Raw genomic sequence first — 17,598 nt, 5'->3', positions numbered from 1 at the left:
GCCGGATCGCGCGATGCCGGATACCCCGCGATTCAGTATTCCTCGATGGAGGGAATCTGGACCTGGGAGGAATCGCCCAGCGTGTGCTCGAAGCCCTTCTTCCAGTCGCCCTTGTCCTCGGATTCCTGCAGCGCCTTGTTCACGGCCTTGCGCATGGTCGTGTCGCCGTGTTTCATCGCGATGCCATAGGGCTCCTCGGTGAACAGATCTGAGGTCGTCTTGAACTTCCCGTCGTACTGGGCCGCATAGCCGCGCAGAATCGCGTCATCGGTCGTCACGGCCTCCACCGAACCGCTCTCCAGGTCGGTCACGCACTTCGAATAGGTGTCGTAGGTGACCAGGTTGACCTTCGGGTTCTTCTCCTTGATCTGCTGTGCGGAGTTCGAACCGTCGACCGAACAGATCTTCTTGCCAGTCACATCGTCGGGTCCCTTGATGTCCTCATTGTCTGCGGGCACCAGGAAGCCCTGGCCGGTAACATAGTAGGGGCCGGCGAAGTCGACGACCTTCTTGCGCTCGGGATTGATCGTATAGGTTGCCACCAGCATGTCGATCTTGCCGTTCTGGATGAAGGGCTCCCGATTGGCCGAGACCGTCTCCGTCCAGTTGATCTGATCGGTGGAGAATCCCAGCTTCGCGGCGATCATCTTGGCGATTTCGACGTCGAAGCCCTCCGGCTTGTCTTTGCCCACGGGCATATTGCCCAGGCCGGGCTGGTCGAACTTCACGCCGATGTTGATCTTGCCGGCCTTCTTGGCCTTCTCCAGGACCGGAGAGCCGGAAACGTCGACGTCCTGGGCCACCTCGTATTCCGGCGCGGCTGCTGAGTCACCGCCGGCCTCCGGCGTGCCCGACTGGCCACAGGCCGAGAGTCCGAGCAGTGCGGCGGCACTCAATGCGAGGACGGGGAGGAAATGGCGTTTCATCAGTGCTCCTTGGCGTGGGGAACGTGGGAGTTACCTGAATCACACTACTATGGTCGGAGTCACAGCGCCACTGGAGGCGGCCCAGCGGAGTCGACCCGCAGGGCCGGGGCGACGGATCCTATCGGCCCAAGAAGTCCCGCAACCGCTCCCCGACCTGCTTGGCCTCGGTCAGGAATCCGTCGTGGCCGGCCCGGGTGGGGATAGTCGCATAGTCAACCCGACCGGGCAGGGCCTGCGCCAGTTCGAGCACCTGCTGAGGCGGGTAAAGGCGATCCGTCGACATCGACAGGACGAGGAAGTCCTGCGTGGCGCCGGCCAGTGCCGAACGCAGGCTGCCGTCACCTCGACCCCGACGGATGTCATGATCGCGCAGAGCGTTCGTGAGCACGATATACGCCTGCGCATCGAAGCGGCCCACCAGTTTGCGGGCCTGGTGATCCAGATAGGACTGGATCGAATAGTAGGCGTCCTTACCGTAGACCGGGACGTCCGTGGTCTCCTGCAGGTTGCGTTCGAAGCGCTCGTTGAGCTCGGCATCCGCCCGGTACGTCAGATGCGCTATCTGTCTGGCCAATCCCAGCCCCGCCTTGGGGAACCGCCCCAACGCCAGATAGTCGCCACCGCAGTAATCGGGATCCAGCTGGATCGCCTGCACCTGGGCGTGGGCCCAGGCGATCTGGTCGGCCAAGGAGTACGCGGGTGCGGCCAGGATAGCGGCCCGGCGCACCCGCTGCGGTGCCAGGAGAATGAACTCGAGTGCCCTCGCCCCTCCCATGGAGCCGCCGATGACGGTGTCCCAGACACCGATGCCGAGGTGATCGGACAGAGCCAGTTCGACCCTGGCCTGATCGCGCACGCTGACCGAGGGGAAGCGCCCTCCGTAGGGCAGCCCGTCAGGGGCGAAGGACGTGGGTCCGGTGCTCCCGGTACAACCGCCGAGCGCATTCGAACACACCACGAAATACCGATTCGTGTCGATTGCCCTGCCGGGACCCACCAGCGCCTCCCACCACCCAGGGGCGAAGGACGTGGAGTTCTCATTGGCGTTCGCGTCGCTGACCCCGGAGGTGACATGGGAGTCCCCCGTCAGGGCGTGTTCGATCAGAATCGCGTTCGAGGCATCGGCGTTGAGAGTGCCGAAGGTCTCATAGGCGATGCGAACCTCCGGCAGCATCGCACCGCAGTCCAACCCGACATCCTCCAGGTCCAGAACGGCTCTCTGCGCTGCGACTACCATGATTCCTCCGGTCGAAATGGACGGTTCCCGAACACTGTCGCACAGGGAACCGCGGTAGACCCCGCCGAAGTACTTAATTCGACTTATTGCCCCGCCGGAGTATGGAATCCATCACTTCGCTGCCGCCCTGGGTTCATCACTTCGCTGCCGCGAAGCCCACCTCCAGGTCGGCCAGGATGTCCTCGATTCCCTCGATGCCCACCGACAGGCGTACCAGCGCCGGATTCACCGCCGACTGTGCCTGTTCCTCGGGGCTCAGCTGCGAGTGCGTCGTGGACGCCGGGTGGATGACGAGCGACTTGGCATCGCCGATGTTGGCGACGTTGGAGTGCAGTTGCAGCGCATCGACGAATGCGACGGCCGCGTCATAGCCGCCTGCGATGTCGAAGCTGAGCACGGAGCCCACCCCGCGGCCTTCCGAAAGTTCCCGCCCGCGTTCGTACCAGGGGCTGGACTGCAGGCCCGCGTAGTTGACCTTCTGCACCTGTGGGTGGTTTTCGAGGAATTCGGCGACGCGCTGCGCGTTGGACACGTGGCGCTCCACGCGCAGGCTCAGCGTCTCCAGGCCCTGGCTGATGAGGAAGGCGTTGAACGGCGAGGCCGCGGCGCCCAGATCGCGCAGCAGCTGGACACGGATCTTAAGGAAGTACGACACATTCGCGCCGAAGTCGGAATCCGGCCCCAGATCGCGACCGAACACCAGACCATTGTAGCTGGGATCGGGCTCGTTGAAGCCGGGGAACTTCTCCGGCTCGCGCGTGTAGTCGAACGTACCACCGTCCACGATCACCCCGCCGATCGCGGTGCCGTGGCCGCCCAGGTACTTCGTGGCCGAATGGACCACGACGTCGGCGCCGTGCTCCAGGGGGCGGATGAGATACGGAGTGGCCAGCGTGTTGTCCACGATGAGCGGGACGCCCGCCTCGTGTGCGACGGAGGAGACGCCGGCGAGGTCGAGCACATCGGAGCGCGGGTTGGACACGACCTCGCCGAAGAACGCGCGGGTGTTGGGTTTGACGGCCGCCCGCCATTCGTCCAGGTCATCTGGATTCTGTACGAAGGTGACGTCGATGCCGAACTTCTTCAACGTAACGCCCAGCATGTTGTAGGTGCCGCCGTACAGGCTCGGGCTGGAGACGACGTGGCCGCCGGCCTCGACGATGTTGATGATGGAGTAGAACTCGGCTGCCTGGCCCGAGGCCACGAAGACCGCTCCCACGCCACCCTCGAGGCTGGCGATCCGGTCCTCCACGGCTTCGATCGTCGGGTTGCCCAGACGGGTGTAGATCGGGCCGAGCTCCGCCAGGGCGAAACGGTCCGCCGCCGCCTTGGCGTCGGGGAAGACGAACGAGGTGGTCTGGTAGATCGGCAGCGCGCGGGCGCCGGTCTGGCTGTCGACGATCTGTCCGGCGTGGACCTGGCGGGTTTCGAAGGACTGTTCGGCCATGGCGTGTGCTCCTCGGGTGGACTGCTGGCTGCTGCGGACCAATCTAGGGGCACACAGCCTCCGACCCGGTGTACGGCGTCATCTGAAGGTCACAGTCCGTCATCTTTCGTCATCGGGGTGTCGGCCTCCCTGGTCAGCAGCGAGCGTTTGAGCTCGGGGCCCCAGCGGAACTGGCCCACCTGGCCGCCGGTGCGCAGCACGCGATGGCATGGCACGAACAACGCTGCCGCGTTCTTCGCACACGCCGAGGCGGCCGCCCGGATCGCGGTGGGCCGCCCGGCGGCCGCGGCGAACTCCGCATAGCTCAGCGGATGCCCCGGCGCGATCAGGCGCAGTGCCCGCCAGGCCGCCTCGCGGAAGGGACCCGATGCCTGCTCGACGGGGACGCGCGCGGGGGCGGCCAGATCACCGGCATAGTAGGCCGCAACGGCCCGTACCGCGCGATCGAGCATCTCGGTCTGGCCCGGGTCCGGGCTCGGGTCGGTTGCTCCGGTGCCCGGCGCTTCTCCGGCCTTCGATGTCTCCACCACGGTCTGCGGTCGCAGGCTGGGGTGGATGAGTTCCACCAGCTGCCCGGGGTCTGTGGTCCAGCCCGAGGCCAGGACCGCATGGGGCCCGGCCACGATCGTGAACGGCCCGTCGGGGGTGGGAACGGTACGGCTGCGGACGTTGTCCGTCGGGGGCTGTTGTGGTGTCCTCATGCTCATTCGTCCTTCTTCGATGGTGCTGATCGCCGGGGGCTCCTCCCCGGTCCGGGTGCTGCCCGCTGCCAGATGTGCAGGGCTGCGTAGGACCGCCAGGGGGCGAATCCCCTCGGGTCGATCCCGCGCAGGTGTAGGTCTCCGGCCGGCCAGGCGTCGGGATCTCCCGTGAGCCGCATGACGATGTACTCCGTGGTCCATTCCCCGATTCCGGAATGGGCCAGTAGCTCGTCCCGCAGCTGGTCCGGGGCCCGGCCCTCCGTCGGCAGCGCCCCGGTGGACAGCGCGCAGGCCAGCCGGCGCAGGGTGTTGATCGGGCGGGCGGGCAGCCGCAGGGGCCGGTCGGGGTCCGGGTGTCCCGGCACGGCTTCCGGCAGGCCACCGGTCAGGGCCGCGGCACTCGGGAAGTAGGCACTCAATTCCGGGAACCCACCGGTATACGGCTCGCCCAGTACGGTGGTCAGCCTGCTCAGATGGCCGGCCGCCGCTGCCACGGAGATCTGCTGGCCCACAATGGCCCTGGCCGTGATCTCCATGGGATCGACGGCCCCGGGGATGCGGATGCCGGGCCGCGCCACCACCTGTGCCGCCAGTGGCCCCCGTCCTAGGGCGGCGTCGATCGCGGGAGCGTCCGCGTCGAGGTCGAACAGCCGGCGGATGCGCGCTGTGGCCGGTCCCAGGTCCGCCAGGCGCGGGAGTTCGAGCTCGGCCGCCGCCCGCCAATGGCCGGGGGTGGCCGAGGCCCGGGCGAATTCGACGCGGATCGCCCCGGGGCCGCCGGGTAACAGCAGAGTCCTGCTGTAGCGCAGTCGGTCCGCTGACCGGTCGATGGCCTCCACCCCGGCAATCGCCCGGTGTTCGAGGAAGTCCATGATGCCGGGGGCGTCATAGGGCGGGCGCAGGGGCAGGTCCACCTGTAATCGCAGTCCCGCCGGCCCGCCACCGTTCGGGTCCACCAGGGGATCCGGATTCTCACCGCGGGTACGGGTGGCTGACCGGTGAGCGCGCTCGCGCAGCTGGGTGGGGGTCAGGTCGAAGACGGCGCGGATCGTGTCGTTGAACTGCCGGATGGAGCCGAACCCTGCCGCATATGCGATATCCGCGCTGCGCAGCCGCGTGCCGAGGAGCAGTTCGCGGGCCAGTTGAGCGCGCCGGACCCTGGCCAGGTCCAGGGCCGAGGCCCCGTATGCGGTTTCGAGGATCCGCCCCAGGTGGCGGGGCGTGTAGCCGAGTTCCGCGGCCAGCCGGGGCACGGAATGCCGGTCGACGTAGCCGTCGTCGATCAGCCGCAGGGCCCGGCCCGCCACCTGTGCGGGGTCCGTGGGTGGGCCGGGGACGGTCTCGGGCAAGCAGCGGCGACAGGCCCGGAACCCCGCCCTGCTCGCAGCCGCCGCGCTGGCGAAGTAGCGGATGTTCTGCCGGGCCGGGGTCCGGGCGGGGCAGGAGGGACGGCAGAAGATGCCCGTGCTTGTCACAGCGAAGAAGAACTGCCCGTCGAACCGGGCATCGCGGCTGGACACGGCTCGGTAGCGCCGCTCCGCGTCCTGCTCCCCTGTCATGTCCATGCCCTCATCCAAACGCGTCGGACGGGTCCTGTCTAGCGGGAATCGGACATGGCGGTGGGAATCCGGGCTCAGAGTCGGGCCCGCAGCCCCGCGTAGAGCCGACGGCGCAGTGGCCTGTCCCCGGTGAGCAGCAGGGCGCAGGCCGCTGCTGCGACGGCGCCGATGATGGGGAAGAACACGGTGGCGGGCACTGCCGTGTAGAGCAGCGCGAACAGGGCGGAGAGGGTGGAGCCCGCGCCCAGGCACAGGATCTTCAGGGCGACCAGCTGGGTGGCGAACCTGGCCGGGGCGACCTCGGCGACGACGGAGAAGCCGATCGGGCCGACGAAGGCCTCGGAGACGCCCGCGACGATCAGGCACAGCAGGATCCACCACACGGACACCGCGTGGTCGCCGGCCCCGGCGGCCGGCCACATCATGAGGTAGGCGACGCCGATGAGCGCGAAGCCGATCGTGAACTTGTGCGCCGGTCCCAGCGCTCCCAACCGGCCGGAGCGCCAGCGGGCGCCGGCCAGCAGAGGGATGACCAGGACGAGTGCGACCTCGCCGACCACGGAGAACCAGGCCACGGGGAAGTCCCAGCCGCCCACGGACAGGTCGACGTGTTCGCTGACGATCAGCGGGACGGTGGTGAACAGCTGCAGCCACAGGCCGTAGTACAGCGTCTCCCCCAGCCACAGTGGCAGGTAGCCGGCCACCCGGGTGCGTTCGGCCCCGTCGATGTCCGGCGAGCGCAGCATCAGGGTGAAGTAGCCGGTGACGCACAGGGCGATGACGGCGCCGACTGCCCAGTTGAGGTTGTTGGCGTCGATAATGCCCGCTGCGATGGCGGCGATGATGAGGCAGACGGCAATGGCGGTGATGCCGGCGCGGCGCAGGAGGGCGTGGGCGTCGATGGGGTTGGGGATGGTGTCGGCTGTGGCTGGGAGGGTATGCATGCGGATGCAGTATTGGGTCAGGGCGATGGTCATGCCGATGGCGGCGAGTCCGAAGGCGTAGTGGAAGCCGAGGCTGCTTTGGAGCCAGCCGGTGAGGAGGGGGCCTGCGATGGCTCCGATGTTCATGGCGAGGTAGTAGTAGGAGAATCCTGCGTCGCGGTGGGTGCGGTTCCAGCCGGTGAAGAGGACGCCGATGAGGGATGTGATGTTGGTTTTGAGGAGTCCGGTGCCGATGGCGATGCAGGTCAGGCCGGTGATGAGGCCTGTGATGCCGGGGATGAGGGCCAGGCAGAGGTGTCCGCTGGTGATGATGATGGCGCCGGTTAGGACGAGGTGGCGGGCGGTGATGAGGCGGTCGGCGAGCCAGGCGCCGAGGAGCTGGGCGAGGTAGAGGCTGCCGCCGTAGGCGCCGACGATGCTGACGGCGGTGGTGTTGGTCAGGCCGAGTCCGCCGTCGGTGGTGTTGTAGAGGAGGTAGTAGGTGAGGACACCTTGGAGGCCGTAGTAGCTGAAGCGTTCCCAGGCTTCTGTGAAGGAGAGGTTCCAGAAGTTGCGGGGTTGGGATTGCCGGTTTCGGTTCGGGGTGTCCACCGGGTCCATTTTAGTGGATGCCGGGGTGGGTTATTGGAAGTCGCGGGATTCGGTGGGCAGGGTCAGTGTGGTGTTGTCGAGGTGGAGGGGTTGCAGGGAGTGGGCGTAGAGGCTGACGACGGTGTCTGCGCGTTGGATGAGTCCGGTGATGGTCAGGGCGTTGTGGTTCAGGGCGATGGGACCGTAGCGGTGGAGGAATCCTTGGGTGCACACGATGTTGAGCATTCCGTATTCGTCTTCGAGGTTCATGAAGGTGATGCCGGAGGCTGTGGCGGGGCGTTGGCGGTGGGTGATGAGGCCTGCGACGGTGATGCGGGTGTGGTCGGGTGTGTGGTGGGCGTCTGCGGTGGAGGCGTAGCCGGCGGCGGTGAGGGCGGTGCGGAGTTGTTCTGTGGGGTAGGCCTCGGTGGTGATGCCGGTGGTGGTCAGTTGGGCGAGGGTGGTTTCGAAGTGGCTGAGGGTGGGCAGGGTGGGTGTGTGGTAGATGGGTGAGGTGCCGGGCAGGGTGTCGGGGCCGATGCCGGTCAGGGAGCCTGTGATCCAGAGGGCTTGGCGGCGGTCGAGGCCGAGGGTGTCGAGGGTTCCCGCTGTGGCGAGGGCGGCGAGCGCGCCTGTGTCGAGGCCGGTGCGTTCGGCGAGGTTTTCGGGGCTGGTGTAGGGGTGGGTGCCGCGGGTGGTGGTGATGTGTTCTGCGGTGCTGGTGGTGATGCCGCGGATTTGGTCGAGGCCGAGGCGGATGGCGGGTGCGGTGGGGTTTGCCGGTGTGGGTTCTATGTCGGTGCGGGCGGTGGAGGCGTTGATGTCGGCAGGTTGGATGGTGACGCCGTGGCGGCGGGCGTCGGCGATGAGTGATTGGGGTGAGTAGAAGCCCATGGGTTGGCTGCGCAGGAGGCCGGCGGTGAAGGCGGCTGGGTGGTGGTGTTTGAGCCAGGCGGAGTCGTAGACGAGGCCGGCGAAGCTGATGGCGTGGCTTTCGGGGAAGCCGTAGTCGGCGAAGGCGGCGATTTTCTCGAAGATGGTCTGGGCGGTGGCGGGGTCGATGCCGCGGGTGGCGGCGCCGGTGTGGAAGTCGTGGCGCAGGGCTTCCATGCGGGTGTGGGAGCGGCGGGAGCCCATGGCGCGGCGCAGTTCGTCGGCTTGGGCTCCGGTGAAGCCTGCGGTGTCGATGGCCATGCGCATGAGTTGTTCTTGGAACAGGGGGATGCCCAGGGTTTTCTCCAGGGCGCCGCGCAGGCTGGGGTGGAGGTAGGTGATGTCTTCGGTGCCCTGGCGGCGGCGGAGGTAGGGGTGGACGGAGCCGCCTTGGATGGGGCCGGGGCGGATGAGGGCGACTTGGATGGCGAGGTCGTAGAGGGTGCGGGGTTTCAGGCGGGGCAGGGTGGCCAGTTGGGCGCGGGATTCGACTTGGAAGACGCCGATGGCGTCGCCGGCGCACAGCATGTCGTAGACCTCTGGGGCTTCTTTGGGGATGTCGGTGCGGGTGAAGTCGGTGGGGACGAGTCGGTGGGTGCGCAGCAGGTCGATCGTCTGGTGGAGGGCGCCGAGCATGCCCAGGCCCAGCAGGTCGAATTTGACCAGGTTCATGGCGGCGGCGTCGTCTTTGTCCCATTGGATGACGGTGCGGTTTTCCATGGTGGCGGGTTCGACGGGGACGGTGTGGGCGATGGGGCGGTCGGCCAGGATCATGCCGCCGGAGTGGATGCCCAGGTGGCGGGGTGTGTCCAGAAGGTTCTCGGCGAGGGTCAGGACGGGTGCGGGGATGGGGGTCTGGCCTGGTGCCGGGAGGCTGCGGTGGTGGGTCAGGGCGCGGGTGAAGGCGTCCCCGGCGCCGGGGTCGTGGCCCAGGGCGGCTGCGGCGTCGCGGATGGCCGATTTGGCGCGGTAGGTGATGACGTTGGCGACTTGGGCGGCGTGGTCGCGGCCGTAGAGGCGGTAGACGTATTGGATGACTTCTTCGCGGCGGTCGGATTCGATGTCGAGGTCGATGTCGGGGTAGCCGGCGCGTTCGGGGCTTAAGAAGCGGTCGAAGAGCAGTCCGAAGCGCACGGCGTCGACTGCGGTGATGCCCAGGACGTAGCAGACGGCCGAGTTCGCCGCCGAGCCCCTGCCCTGGCAGTAGATGTCGTTGTCGCGGCAGAATCGGGCGATGTCCTCGACGATGAGGAAGTAGCCGGGGAAGCCCATGGTTTCGATGACGGCGAGTTCCCGGTCCAGTTGTGCCCAGGCGTCGGGGCGGTGGCTGCGGGGGCCGTAGTGGCGGTGGGCGCCGGCTGTCACCAGGGCGCGCAGGCGTTCGGGTTCGGTGGTGCCGGCGGGGATGGGGGCGTGTGGGAGGCCGGCGCGGGCGGCGGAGAGTTCGAAGGCGCATTCGCGGGCCAGGGTGACGGTGTGGGCCACCGGTGCGGGGCCGAAGAGGTGGCGCATCCGGGCGCCGTCGCGCAGGCGGGCCGAGGCGTTCGGTGGCAGGTGGCCGGCCAGTTCGCTTAGGGGTCTGCGGGCGCGGATCGCGGCGCGGGCCTGGGCGTCGTGGAAGCGGGCGCGGGTGGCGTAGTGCACGGCGTTCGTCGCCACCGTCGGCAGGTCGAAGGCCTGGGCCAGGGCGGTCAGCCGGGCGATGTGCTCATCGTCTGTGGGCAGGCCGGCGCGGGTCAGTTCGACGACGACGCGCTCGCCGAAGCGTTCCACGAGTTCGGCCAGGGCCCGTCCGGCCGGGTCTGTGCGTCCCGGTGCCGCTCCGGGGTGGGCCGCGAGCGCTTGGCCCAGGTGGCCTTTGCGGCAGCCGGTGAGTATGTACCAGTCTCCGGCGGCTGCGGTCAGGGCGTCGAGGTCGTAGACGGGGTGGTTCTTCTCTCCGGCCAGCAGGGCGGTGGAGAGCTGGGTGGACAGGTTGCGGTAGCCGGTGACGCCGCGGGCCAGGACGAGGAGGTGGGTGGCCTGGGGGTCGGCTTGGCCTGGGATCTTCTGTTTCAGGTCCAGGGAGAGTTCTGCGCCGAAGATGGTGGGCAGGTGCAGGGGTTTGGCCGCTTGGGCCAGTCGGACGGCGCCGTAGAGGCCGTTGTGGTCGGTCAGGGCGAGTCCGTGCAGGCCCAGGGCGTGGGCGGTGTGTGCCAGTTCTTCGGGGTCGGAGGCGCCATCGAGGAAGCTGAACTGGGAGTGGGCGTGCAGTTCGGCGTAGGGCACGGTGTCCGCCGGCGGGCGGGCGGGTGTCGGTTCCCGGATGGGTTGGGTGTGTCTGTCGGGGCGGGCGAAGGTGGGTGCGTCTGAGCCGGTGGCTTCGGGGTCGGGGGTGGTGCGGGAGAGTCGGCGTTCGAATTCGCGCCAGGGTATGTCGGGGTTGGTGAAGCGGCTCATGTCCAGCTCCCGGTGATGTGCCAGGTGCCGGCCGTGCAGGTCAGGAGTAGGGCTTCGCCGGTGTCCAGGAGCACTTGGAGTCGGACGTGGTAGAGCGGGGCGGGTTCCCACCAGCGGGCTTCGACGGGCCAGGGGGCCGAGTGGGCTGCGATGGCGTGGCGGCCGGTGGTCGTGTGCAGCCAGGCGGGTGCGGTGTCCAGGCCGTCGGGGCGGGCGGTGACGGGGGTGCCGGTGGCATCGGTCAGGTGGACGGGGGTGGTGCCGACCATGAGTGGTGTGGGGGTGGGCAGGTGGCCGGGCCAGGGCGCGGTGGCCGAGCGGTGGCCGGCGGGTGTCTGTTGCCAGGGCGTCCACAGGTTGGTCTCCGCTGCGTCCAGGCCACCTTGGATTCCGGGGGTGCGCACGGCGTCGGTGCCGAAGAGTCCCTGGATGCGTTCGAGGGTGCTGGAGACGTGGCCGGTGCTGGTGTCGAACAGGCTGGTCTGGGTTTCCAGGGGCGCGCACAGTTCGACGGCCGTCAGTTCGATGGTGGTGATGCCATCGGCGTCCTCGGGTGCGGGGTCGGTGGTTCCCACATCGGTGAGGAGGGATTGGGATTGCCAGCGGATGCGGTCGGCGATGGTGTTCTCGTCCATCGTCTCCAACCGCCAGGTCCGCTGTTGGAGTGCTCCGGTGACGGTGTGCAGGCCGATGCCGATCTGGGTGCAGACGTGGCCGGTTGCGCGGATGTCGGTCAGGAAGTCCGTGGCCAGGGTGCGGGCGGTGAAGGAGAGCACGTCCGTGTTCGCGCTCGGCGGTTCCAGGTGGGTGCCGACGTGGTGTTCTCTGGTGCGGGCGTGGTCGATCGGCAGCCGGTCCTCATGGCCGGCGGCCAGGTGCCAGGCGCGCAGGCCGGCGGCGGCGAAGCGTTCGAAGACCTGGGCTGCGGGGAGTTCGGCGAGTGCGCCCAGGGTGTGCAGGCCCAGGGCGTGGAGGGTGTCGGTGAGGGTCGGCGGGGTCGTCTCCAGGCGGGCCAGTTCGTCGATGGGCTGGCCGGCGAGGAAGTCCGCGGTGTGCCCGGGTGGGACGAGCTGTGAGGTTTCGGCTGCCAGGAGGGCGGCGAAGGTGGAGTCGGCCACGCCGGCGAAGACCTCCCAGCCGGTTCGATCGGTCAGCGCGATCAGGAGGTGTTCGACCCAGCCGGCCTCCCCCGTGCCCGGGTGTGCGTCCGGGTATGCGTCCGGTTCCGAGTGGTGGTGGGGCAGGGCGTGCAGGGGGACGGTGATGGTGCCGGGGCGCAGCAGGGTGAAGCGTGCCACGAGGTCTTCGAGCACGGTCACGGCGGTGGCGAAGGTCCGGTGTTCGGCCTCGGTGTCCCTGGGGTGGATCGTCAGGTGCGGCAGGCGGGCACGGGCGGCGCGTTTCGTCATGCCGGGCAGGACGCCCGCAGTGCGTGCCGGGGCGTTCGCCGTGTGGATCCGGCCGGCGGCCAGCACCGCGATGGGGGCCGTCGGGGGCAGGCCGTGGGTCAGGCCGGCGGCCAGGGCCGGCCAGTCGGGGACGGTCAGGACGAGGGTGCGGCGGGTCGGCGCGGAGCCGGCCTGGGCGGGTGCCTGCGTTGCCGGGTCAGTCGACACTGTGCAGCCTCCGCTCCGGCTGTGGCGTCTCCGGTGCATGGGTGGCGCCCGCCCGGCCGTGGTGGTCGGGCAGGAGGAGTGAGTGCCGGCCCGTTGTGGGATTGTCCACCGTGATTCGGGCCTCGCGCAGGCGGCCGCAGCCCTGCCCCAGACCCGTCCAGTGGCAGCCGGAGACCGTCAGGGAATCCCGGTCGGCCGGCCTGCCGCCCTGGCGGGCCGGCCGGTGCGGGCCGGCGTGGGTTCCGGGCGCCGGTGTCAGGAGGACCAGGCCGGCGCTGCGCTCGCGGACCCGGGCGGCCAGGCGCTGTTCCTCTCCCCCAGTCAGGTGGAAAGGGACGCGGGTGATGAGGATGTCGATGGACTCCAGGAGGATCGAGGTGGCGCGCAGCCAGTCGCCCGGCGGCACCTGCACGTCGACGAAGTGGTCCGAGTCGATGCCCAGGTCCAGGATCGTCCGGGTGGAGGTCGAGCCGATGTTGAGGGTGGCGCACCAGGTGCCCTGTGCCGTGGCCCCTGCGGCGGTGGCCAGGGCCAGCAGCAGGGCGTGCGGGCCCGAGATGGTGAGGATGCCGCCGCGCGGCAGGCCGCCGTGGGCGAAGAGGCGCTGCAGGACTCCGGTGACGGGGAAGGTCGGCCGGGTCAGTGTTGCGGCGTAGCCGATGCCGGGCAGGCTGCTCAGTGCTCTCAGCTGTGCGGATTGTGCTGCCATGGGATTATTATCGAACTCCTGTTCTAATGAATCAACATGATTCGAATATGTGTTCTACTCTGTTCCCGACTCTAGGACGGGGCACGGACACGGCCCGTCTAGACTTGATCCGTGACTTTGCAGATCGTCTTCCACACCCCGGAAATCCCCGGCAACACCGGCAACGCCATCCGCCTGGCGGCCGTCACCGGCGCCCACCTCCACTTAGTCGAGCCCCTGGGCTTCGACCTGACCGATGCGAAACTGCGGCGCGCCGGCCTGGACTACCACGACCTGGCCCACGTCACCGTGCATCCGGACCTCGAACACCTGTGGGCCGAACTCGGCCACCGGCGCGTCATCGCCTTCACCGGACACGTCGCCGAGCACTTCCAGGACGTGAGCTACGACGGCGACGATGTGCTCATGTTCGGCCGCGAGTCCACCGGCCTGCCAGAAGAGGTGCTGGCCGATGAGCATGTGGACCTGCGTGTGCGTATCCCGATGCTGCCGGCCCGCCGGTCACTCAACCTGGCCAATTCCGCGGCCATCGGCATCTACGAGGCCTGGCGGCAGCTGGGATATCCCGGCGGGCTCTGAGCCCGGCGTAGAATCGCACCCATGGCCAGAAAAGCACTCACCGTTGCAGGAAACGACGTCACCGGCGGCGCCGGACAGGCAGCCGATCTGAAGATGTTCGAGGAGTACGGGGTCTTCGGCGCGACCGTCCTGACCTGCATCGTCACCTTCCACGGGGAAGAGGGCTTCGCCAAGGACTTCCGGCATGCGATCGAGTTCCTCGACACGGACCTGATCGCCCGCCAGCTCGATTCGGCCCTGTCCGTCCACGATTTCGACGTCATCAAGTCCGGGATGCTGGGCTCGGCGGAATCGGCCCTGCTGCTGGCCGAGCGACTGCGCGATCGGCGCGGGCGGGCGGGCTCCCTGCCCTTCGTGTTCGACCCCGTGCTGGTCAGCAAGGGCACCGGCACCATGGTGGATCTGGGCGACCTGTTCGTTAAACACCTGGTGCCGCTTGCCACCGTCATCACCCCGAACCTGGACGAGGCCGCGGCCCTGACCGGCGCCGATGCGCTGCACACCCCGCAGGAGATGGCCGAGGCGGCACGGGCCATCCACGCGATGGGCGCGGCCAACGTCGTGGTCAAGGGCGGCGCCCGCCTGGACGGGGCAGAGGCCCTCGACGTCTTCTACGACGGGCACGAGGCCACTGTGCTGGCCTCGACGAAAGTCAACAACGACCTGGTCAACGGCGCAGGCTGCTCCTTCGCCTCCGCGATCGCCGCGGGTGTGGCCACCGGATTGCCGGTGGACCGTGCCGTGTTCACCGCCAAGGAGAAGGTCGCCCACGGAATCGCCAGGGCGCTGGACAACGCCACCGGCGTCCGCTCCCTCTACCAGGCCGCCGGCCGCTGCGAGCCCGATGAGCGGATCAGCGTCCGCCGACTGTGAGGCCGAACATAGACTGGCGTCCATGAGCACTCATCGTTTCTCCCAGGTCGACGTCTTCGCCTCCGGTCCGATCAGCGGCAATCCCGTGGCGGTCGTCCACGATGCGGATGATCTCAGCGAGGCGCAGATGGCAGCCTTCGCCAGGTGGACCAACCTCTCGGAGACGACCTTCCTGTCGCGCGCCGGCGATCCGCGGGCGGACTACCGGCTGCGGATCTTCACCCCGGGTGGGGAACTGCCCTTCGCCGGACACCCCACCCTGGGCTCGGCGCACGCCTGGCTGGCCGCGAACGCCGCGGGCACACGGCAGGGGCTTATCCAGGAGTGCGGCCTGGGGCTGATCGAGCTGCGCATCGCCGCAGACGGCTCCCTGGCCTTCGCGGCTCCCGGGTTCGTGCGCACGGGCTCCCCGAATGGGACCGAGTTGGCGCATGCGCTCGACGTCCTGGGTATCGCCGATGAGGACGTCCTGGACGCCCAGTGGATCGACAATGGTCCGGGCTGGTTGGGCCTGTGGCTGCGCGATGCCGCCACCGTGCTGGATGTGGAGCCGGACTTCGCGCGCTTCGCCGGCAGCGCACTGGGCGTGCTGGGCGCCTATCCCCCGGTAGCCGAAACCGGTGCCGGTCAGCCCGTGGCCGATGTGGAGGTCCGCGCATTCCTCCCCGACGGCGGGGTTCCCGAGGACCCTGTCACCGGGAGCCTGTGCGCGGGGTTCGCCCGGTGGCTGGTTCCGTCGGGCAGGCTACCGGAGCACTATACGGTCTCGCAGGGCACCCGCCTGGGGCGAGCGGGCAGGGTGACGATCGACCGGGATGCCGATGGGACGATCTGGGTGGGCGGCCGAGCGGTGACGACCGTGTCCGGGACCGTCGAACTCTAGGCAGGACGGGCCGACGGTGGAGGAGATCAGCGCCGGACCATGCGGATCTCCACGAGGCCCTTGAGGTCAGGATCGCTCTTCTCCTCGCCGTCCGGATGGAAACCGTTCTTCTCGTAGAACCTCCTGGCGCGGGGATTGTCCTTGGCGACCCACAGCATCGCCGGCCGCCCGTCCAGCGCACCGTCGAGCAGCGCCTGCCCGATCCCGGTGCCGTAGACCTCGGACAGGACGTAGATCGCTGCGAGCTCTTCCGGAACGGGTGAGTCCTCGTCCCGCGTCGGGGTGCGCAGGGCGAACCCCACGATCTCCCCATCGAGCTCGGCGACCAGGGTTCGGGCGACGTACTCGGGAAGTGCGGTGCCCCGACTCCACAGGGCGCGGCGCTGAACCATGGCCTGGGTGCCGTAGAAATGCTCGGGCAGGAGGTCACCATAGGCCTCGCGCCAACCGGTGACATGGACGAGGGCCAGCCCGTCGGCGTCGGCCGGCGTCGGATGCCGGATCGTCCATGCGACTTCTTCGTGTGCAGACGTTTCCTCGGTCATGCCCCATACCCTAGCCCGTCTCTGTGCGAATCCAGTACTTTCCCTGGTCAATCTCCTTGCCACATTGCATGATGGAGCTCATATGGAACCCGCCCCAGACGGTACCGAACAGATGTAGCATCTTGAATACGGACGCTACATTGCTACACTCGATACCAAGAGGCGAACAGGGGTGATGGGCATGAACACCACGCAGGTACCGGAGAACGTCGGCGTCCACGCCGGGGATGACCATATCGAGGTCACCGGGCTGAGCGAGGACGAGGTCAGGCAGGCCATTGCACTGTTCCAGGCCACGGGGCGCGAACAGCTGCGGGCCCGCTCCGCACTCTATGCCCACGTCAATCGCGCCATGGTGGATGCGGCGATCCCCCTGATTCCGGAGGCGACCGCACGGCAGGCGCAGCGGCTGGCAGCCAATCGGGAGGCCCTGCTGCTCGAACACGACCATGAGACCTACCGGTCCCTGGCCCAGAAGCGCCAATCGCGGGAGAGCTCCGCGCGCACCTGGGTCGCCCGGATGCGGGAGCGCGGCGACCTGTTCACGCTCAAGGTCGCCGGGCAGACGATCATCCCGGCCCTGCAACTGACCGCGGATGGGACCCTCGAAGCATCCATGACCCCGCTGGTGCGCACCCTGCTGGCCGCCGGGATGAACGGCTGGTCCCTATGGGCCTGGCTGACCAGCCCGTCCGGCCTACTCAGCGGTGGGATCCCCGCGGAAGTCGTTGGCGACAATCCCCGGCGGGCACTGCGGGCCGCGACCCGGATGGCAGCGGAACTGGAGTTGACGCAGCGGCCGGTCAGCGCCGAGGTCGCGTGAGGAACTCGTTTCCGGAGCAGGACCTGGACTGCCCGGATCCGGAGGGCTGCCCCGTCGCAGTGACTCGGCTGGTGGACTGTGCGAGGGCGGGGCGGATGCCGGTGGCCCAGTTCCCTGCCGGGCGGGAATGGTACCGCGTCTATGATGCGCAGGACGGGTATTTCCAGGCCAACCCCGGCTATGGCGATACTCGCTTCGCGCCCTTCGACGCCGTGCGCACCGGGGCGCGCGTGCCCACGCTCTACCTCGCCGAGGACCTGGAGTCAGCTCTTTTGGAGACCAGTCTGCACAATGTCGCGCAGGCCCATCCGCGCATCGTGGACGAAAGGACCCTGTTGGGCAAACTCCATGCCCGTATCCGGACTCCGCATCAGCTGCGGCTGGCCGATCTGCGCGATCAGCGTCTGGTGGAGTTGGGGGTGAAGCGCTCCGGCATCGCCTCCAGTGATCCGGAACACTATCCCTGTACCCGCACAGTGGCGCGGGAGATCCATACCCAGGGTCAGGGTGGAACCGCACTCCAGGGGATCGTCTGGCATTCCCGGCAGGCCGAACTGGCAGGCACCCCCGCCCGGGAGGTCGTCGTGCTCTTCGCCGACCGGATCGCGATGGGCCGCGGGGTCTGGGATCTGGCCGCCAGCCGCAGTGCTTCCGGTGCCCTACTCGAGGGCACCGGCCGGCTCCTGCTCGATCGCCTGGCCGATGCCCTGTCCGTCGACATCGAGACCTCCGAGGAACTCGACCAGTAGGGGGCGTGCAACGGCCGGCCGAATGGAACCTCGTGTGAATGTCAAAAACTCTTGACATCATATGT

The 17,598-nt window shown here is 68.5% G+C and carries 15 protein-coding genes; 5 read left to right on the top strand and 10 right to left on the bottom strand.

The window, feature by feature from the left end; translation table 11 throughout:
* Positions 1–32 precede the first annotated feature (32 nt).
* From NQ036_RS00695 to NQ036_RS00655, 9 genes are all read right to left on the bottom strand, one after another.
* Positions 33–926, bottom strand: coding sequence for a glutamate ABC transporter substrate-binding protein (locus tag NQ036_RS00695; protein ID WP_257046672.1), 894 nt, complete (start codon positions 924–926; stop codon positions 33–35).
* A gap of 118 nt (positions 927–1,044) precedes the next feature.
* Complete coding sequence (locus tag NQ036_RS00690; protein WP_257056846.1) at positions 1,045–2,163, bottom strand: homoserine O-acetyltransferase; 1,119 nt, start codon at positions 2,161–2,163, stop codon at positions 1,045–1,047.
* A 136-nt stretch (positions 2,164–2,299) separates the two neighbouring features.
* Positions 2,300–3,652 (bottom strand): bifunctional o-acetylhomoserine/o-acetylserine sulfhydrylase, encoded by a 1,353-nt coding sequence (locus NQ036_RS00685; RefSeq protein WP_257046674.1) that lies wholly within the window; start codon positions 3,650–3,652, stop codon positions 2,300–2,302.
* Positions 3,653–3,699: 47 nt separating this feature from the next.
* Positions 3,700–4,317 carry a methylated-DNA--[protein]-cysteine S-methyltransferase gene (locus NQ036_RS00680; protein ID WP_257056845.1) on the bottom strand — a complete coding sequence of 206 codons (618 nt, stop codon included), beginning with the start codon at positions 4,315–4,317 and terminating at the stop codon, positions 3,700–3,702.
* On the bottom strand, positions 4,314–5,876 hold the full coding sequence (locus tag NQ036_RS00675; protein ID WP_306439879.1) for an AlkA N-terminal domain-containing protein: 1,563 nt from the start codon (positions 5,874–5,876) through the stop codon (positions 4,314–4,316). Before NQ036_RS00675 ends, NQ036_RS00680 begins: the two co-directional genes overlap by 4 nt.
* A 68-nt stretch (positions 5,877–5,944) precedes the next feature.
* Positions 5,945–7,405: an oligopeptide:H+ symporter gene (locus NQ036_RS00670; protein WP_257056844.1), complete on the bottom strand. Its 1,461-nt coding sequence runs from the start codon at positions 7,403–7,405 to the stop codon at positions 5,945–5,947.
* Positions 7,406–7,435: 30 nt separating this feature from the next.
* Positions 7,436–10,756, bottom strand: coding sequence for an error-prone DNA polymerase (locus tag NQ036_RS00665; protein ID WP_257046678.1), 3,321 nt, complete (start codon positions 10,754–10,756; stop codon positions 7,436–7,438).
* Positions 10,753–12,372 (bottom strand): DNA polymerase Y family protein, encoded by a 1,620-nt coding sequence (locus NQ036_RS00660; protein WP_257046679.1) that lies wholly within the window; start codon positions 12,370–12,372, stop codon positions 10,753–10,755. The genes NQ036_RS00665 and NQ036_RS00660 overlap by 4 nt, the downstream gene beginning before the upstream one ends.
* Positions 12,362–13,081 carry a hypothetical protein gene (locus tag NQ036_RS00655; RefSeq protein WP_257046680.1) on the bottom strand — a complete coding sequence of 240 codons (720 nt, stop codon included), beginning with the start codon at positions 13,079–13,081 and terminating at the stop codon, positions 12,362–12,364. The genes NQ036_RS00660 and NQ036_RS00655 overlap by 11 nt, the downstream gene beginning before the upstream one ends.
* A gap of 111 nt (positions 13,082–13,192) precedes the next feature.
* On the opposite strand from NQ036_RS00655, the gene NQ036_RS00650 reads away from it, so the two are divergent.
* Genes NQ036_RS00650 through NQ036_RS00640 form a run of 3 tightly spaced genes read left to right on the top strand, consistent with a single transcriptional unit; the run spans position 13,193 to position 15,416 of the window.
* On the top strand, positions 13,193–13,660 hold the full coding sequence (locus tag NQ036_RS00650) for a tRNA (cytidine(34)-2'-O)-methyltransferase (RefSeq protein ID WP_257046681.1): 468 nt from the start codon (positions 13,193–13,195) through the stop codon (positions 13,658–13,660).
* Between the two features lie 21 nt (positions 13,661–13,681).
* Entirely contained in the window at positions 13,682–14,533 is an 852-nt protein-coding gene (locus NQ036_RS00645; RefSeq protein WP_257046682.1) for a hydroxymethylpyrimidine/phosphomethylpyrimidine kinase, read from the top strand.
* A gap of 22 nt (positions 14,534–14,555) precedes the next feature.
* The gene (locus NQ036_RS00640) at positions 14,556–15,416 is read left to right on the top strand and encodes a PhzF family phenazine biosynthesis protein (RefSeq protein WP_257046683.1); all 861 of its coding nucleotides are present in this window, start codon (positions 14,556–14,558) and stop codon (positions 15,414–15,416) included.
* A gap of 26 nt (positions 15,417–15,442) precedes the next feature.
* Here NQ036_RS00640 and NQ036_RS00635 read toward each other — a convergent pair whose 3' ends face one another.
* Positions 15,443–15,961, bottom strand: coding sequence for a GNAT family N-acetyltransferase (locus NQ036_RS00635; RefSeq protein WP_257046684.1), 519 nt, complete (start codon positions 15,959–15,961; stop codon positions 15,443–15,445).
* A gap of 181 nt (positions 15,962–16,142) precedes the next feature.
* Here NQ036_RS00635 and NQ036_RS00630 point away from each other — a divergent pair, with 181 nt between their 5' ends.
* The gene (locus NQ036_RS00630; RefSeq protein ID WP_257046686.1) at positions 16,143–16,784 is read left to right on the top strand and encodes a hypothetical protein; all 642 of its coding nucleotides are present in this window, start codon (positions 16,143–16,145) and stop codon (positions 16,782–16,784) included.
* Positions 16,781–17,533, top strand: a complete 753-nt coding sequence (locus NQ036_RS00625) for an RES family NAD+ phosphorylase (protein WP_257046687.1) — start codon at positions 16,781–16,783, stop codon at positions 17,531–17,533. Before NQ036_RS00630 ends, NQ036_RS00625 begins: the two co-directional genes overlap by 4 nt.
* Positions 17,534–17,598 lie beyond the last annotated feature (65 nt).

The organism is Brevibacterium sp. 91QC2O2, from assembly GCF_024580695.1.
In the GTDB taxonomy this organism is placed as follows: domain Bacteria; phylum Actinomycetota; class Actinomycetes; order Actinomycetales; family Brevibacteriaceae; genus Brevibacterium; species Brevibacterium moorei.
This window is presented reverse-complemented; position numbering and strand designations above follow the sequence as displayed.

Coding starts and splice junctions, on each gene's coding strand:
- NQ036_RS00690 (WP_257056846.1), bottom strand. CDS start 2,163: ATGGTAGTCGCAGCGCAGAGAGCCGTTCTGGACCTGGAGGATGTCGGG.
- NQ036_RS00695 (WP_257046672.1), bottom strand. CDS start 926: ATGAAACGCCATTTCCTCCCCGTCCTCGCATTGAGTGCCGCCGCACTG.
- NQ036_RS00645 (WP_257046682.1), top strand. CDS start 13,682: ATGGCCAGAAAAGCACTCACCGTTGCAGGAAACGACGTCACCGGCGGC.
- NQ036_RS00665 (WP_257046678.1), bottom strand. CDS start 10,756: ATGAGCCGCTTCACCAACCCCGACATACCCTGGCGCGAATTCGAACGC.
- NQ036_RS00640 (WP_257046683.1), top strand. CDS start 14,556: ATGAGCACTCATCGTTTCTCCCAGGTCGACGTCTTCGCCTCCGGTCCG.
- NQ036_RS00680 (WP_257056845.1), bottom strand. CDS start 4,317: ATGAGCATGAGGACACCACAACAGCCCCCGACGGACAACGTCCGCAGC.
- NQ036_RS00630 (WP_257046686.1), top strand. CDS start 16,143: ATGAACACCACGCAGGTACCGGAGAACGTCGGCGTCCACGCCGGGGAT.
- NQ036_RS00635 (WP_257046684.1), bottom strand. CDS start 15,961: ATGACCGAGGAAACGTCTGCACACGAAGAAGTCGCATGGACGATCCGG.
- NQ036_RS00655 (WP_257046680.1), bottom strand. CDS start 13,081: ATGGCAGCACAATCCGCACAGCTGAGAGCACTGAGCAGCCTGCCCGGC.
- NQ036_RS00675 (WP_306439879.1), bottom strand. CDS start 5,876: ATGGACATGACAGGGGAGCAGGACGCGGAGCGGCGCTACCGAGCCGTG.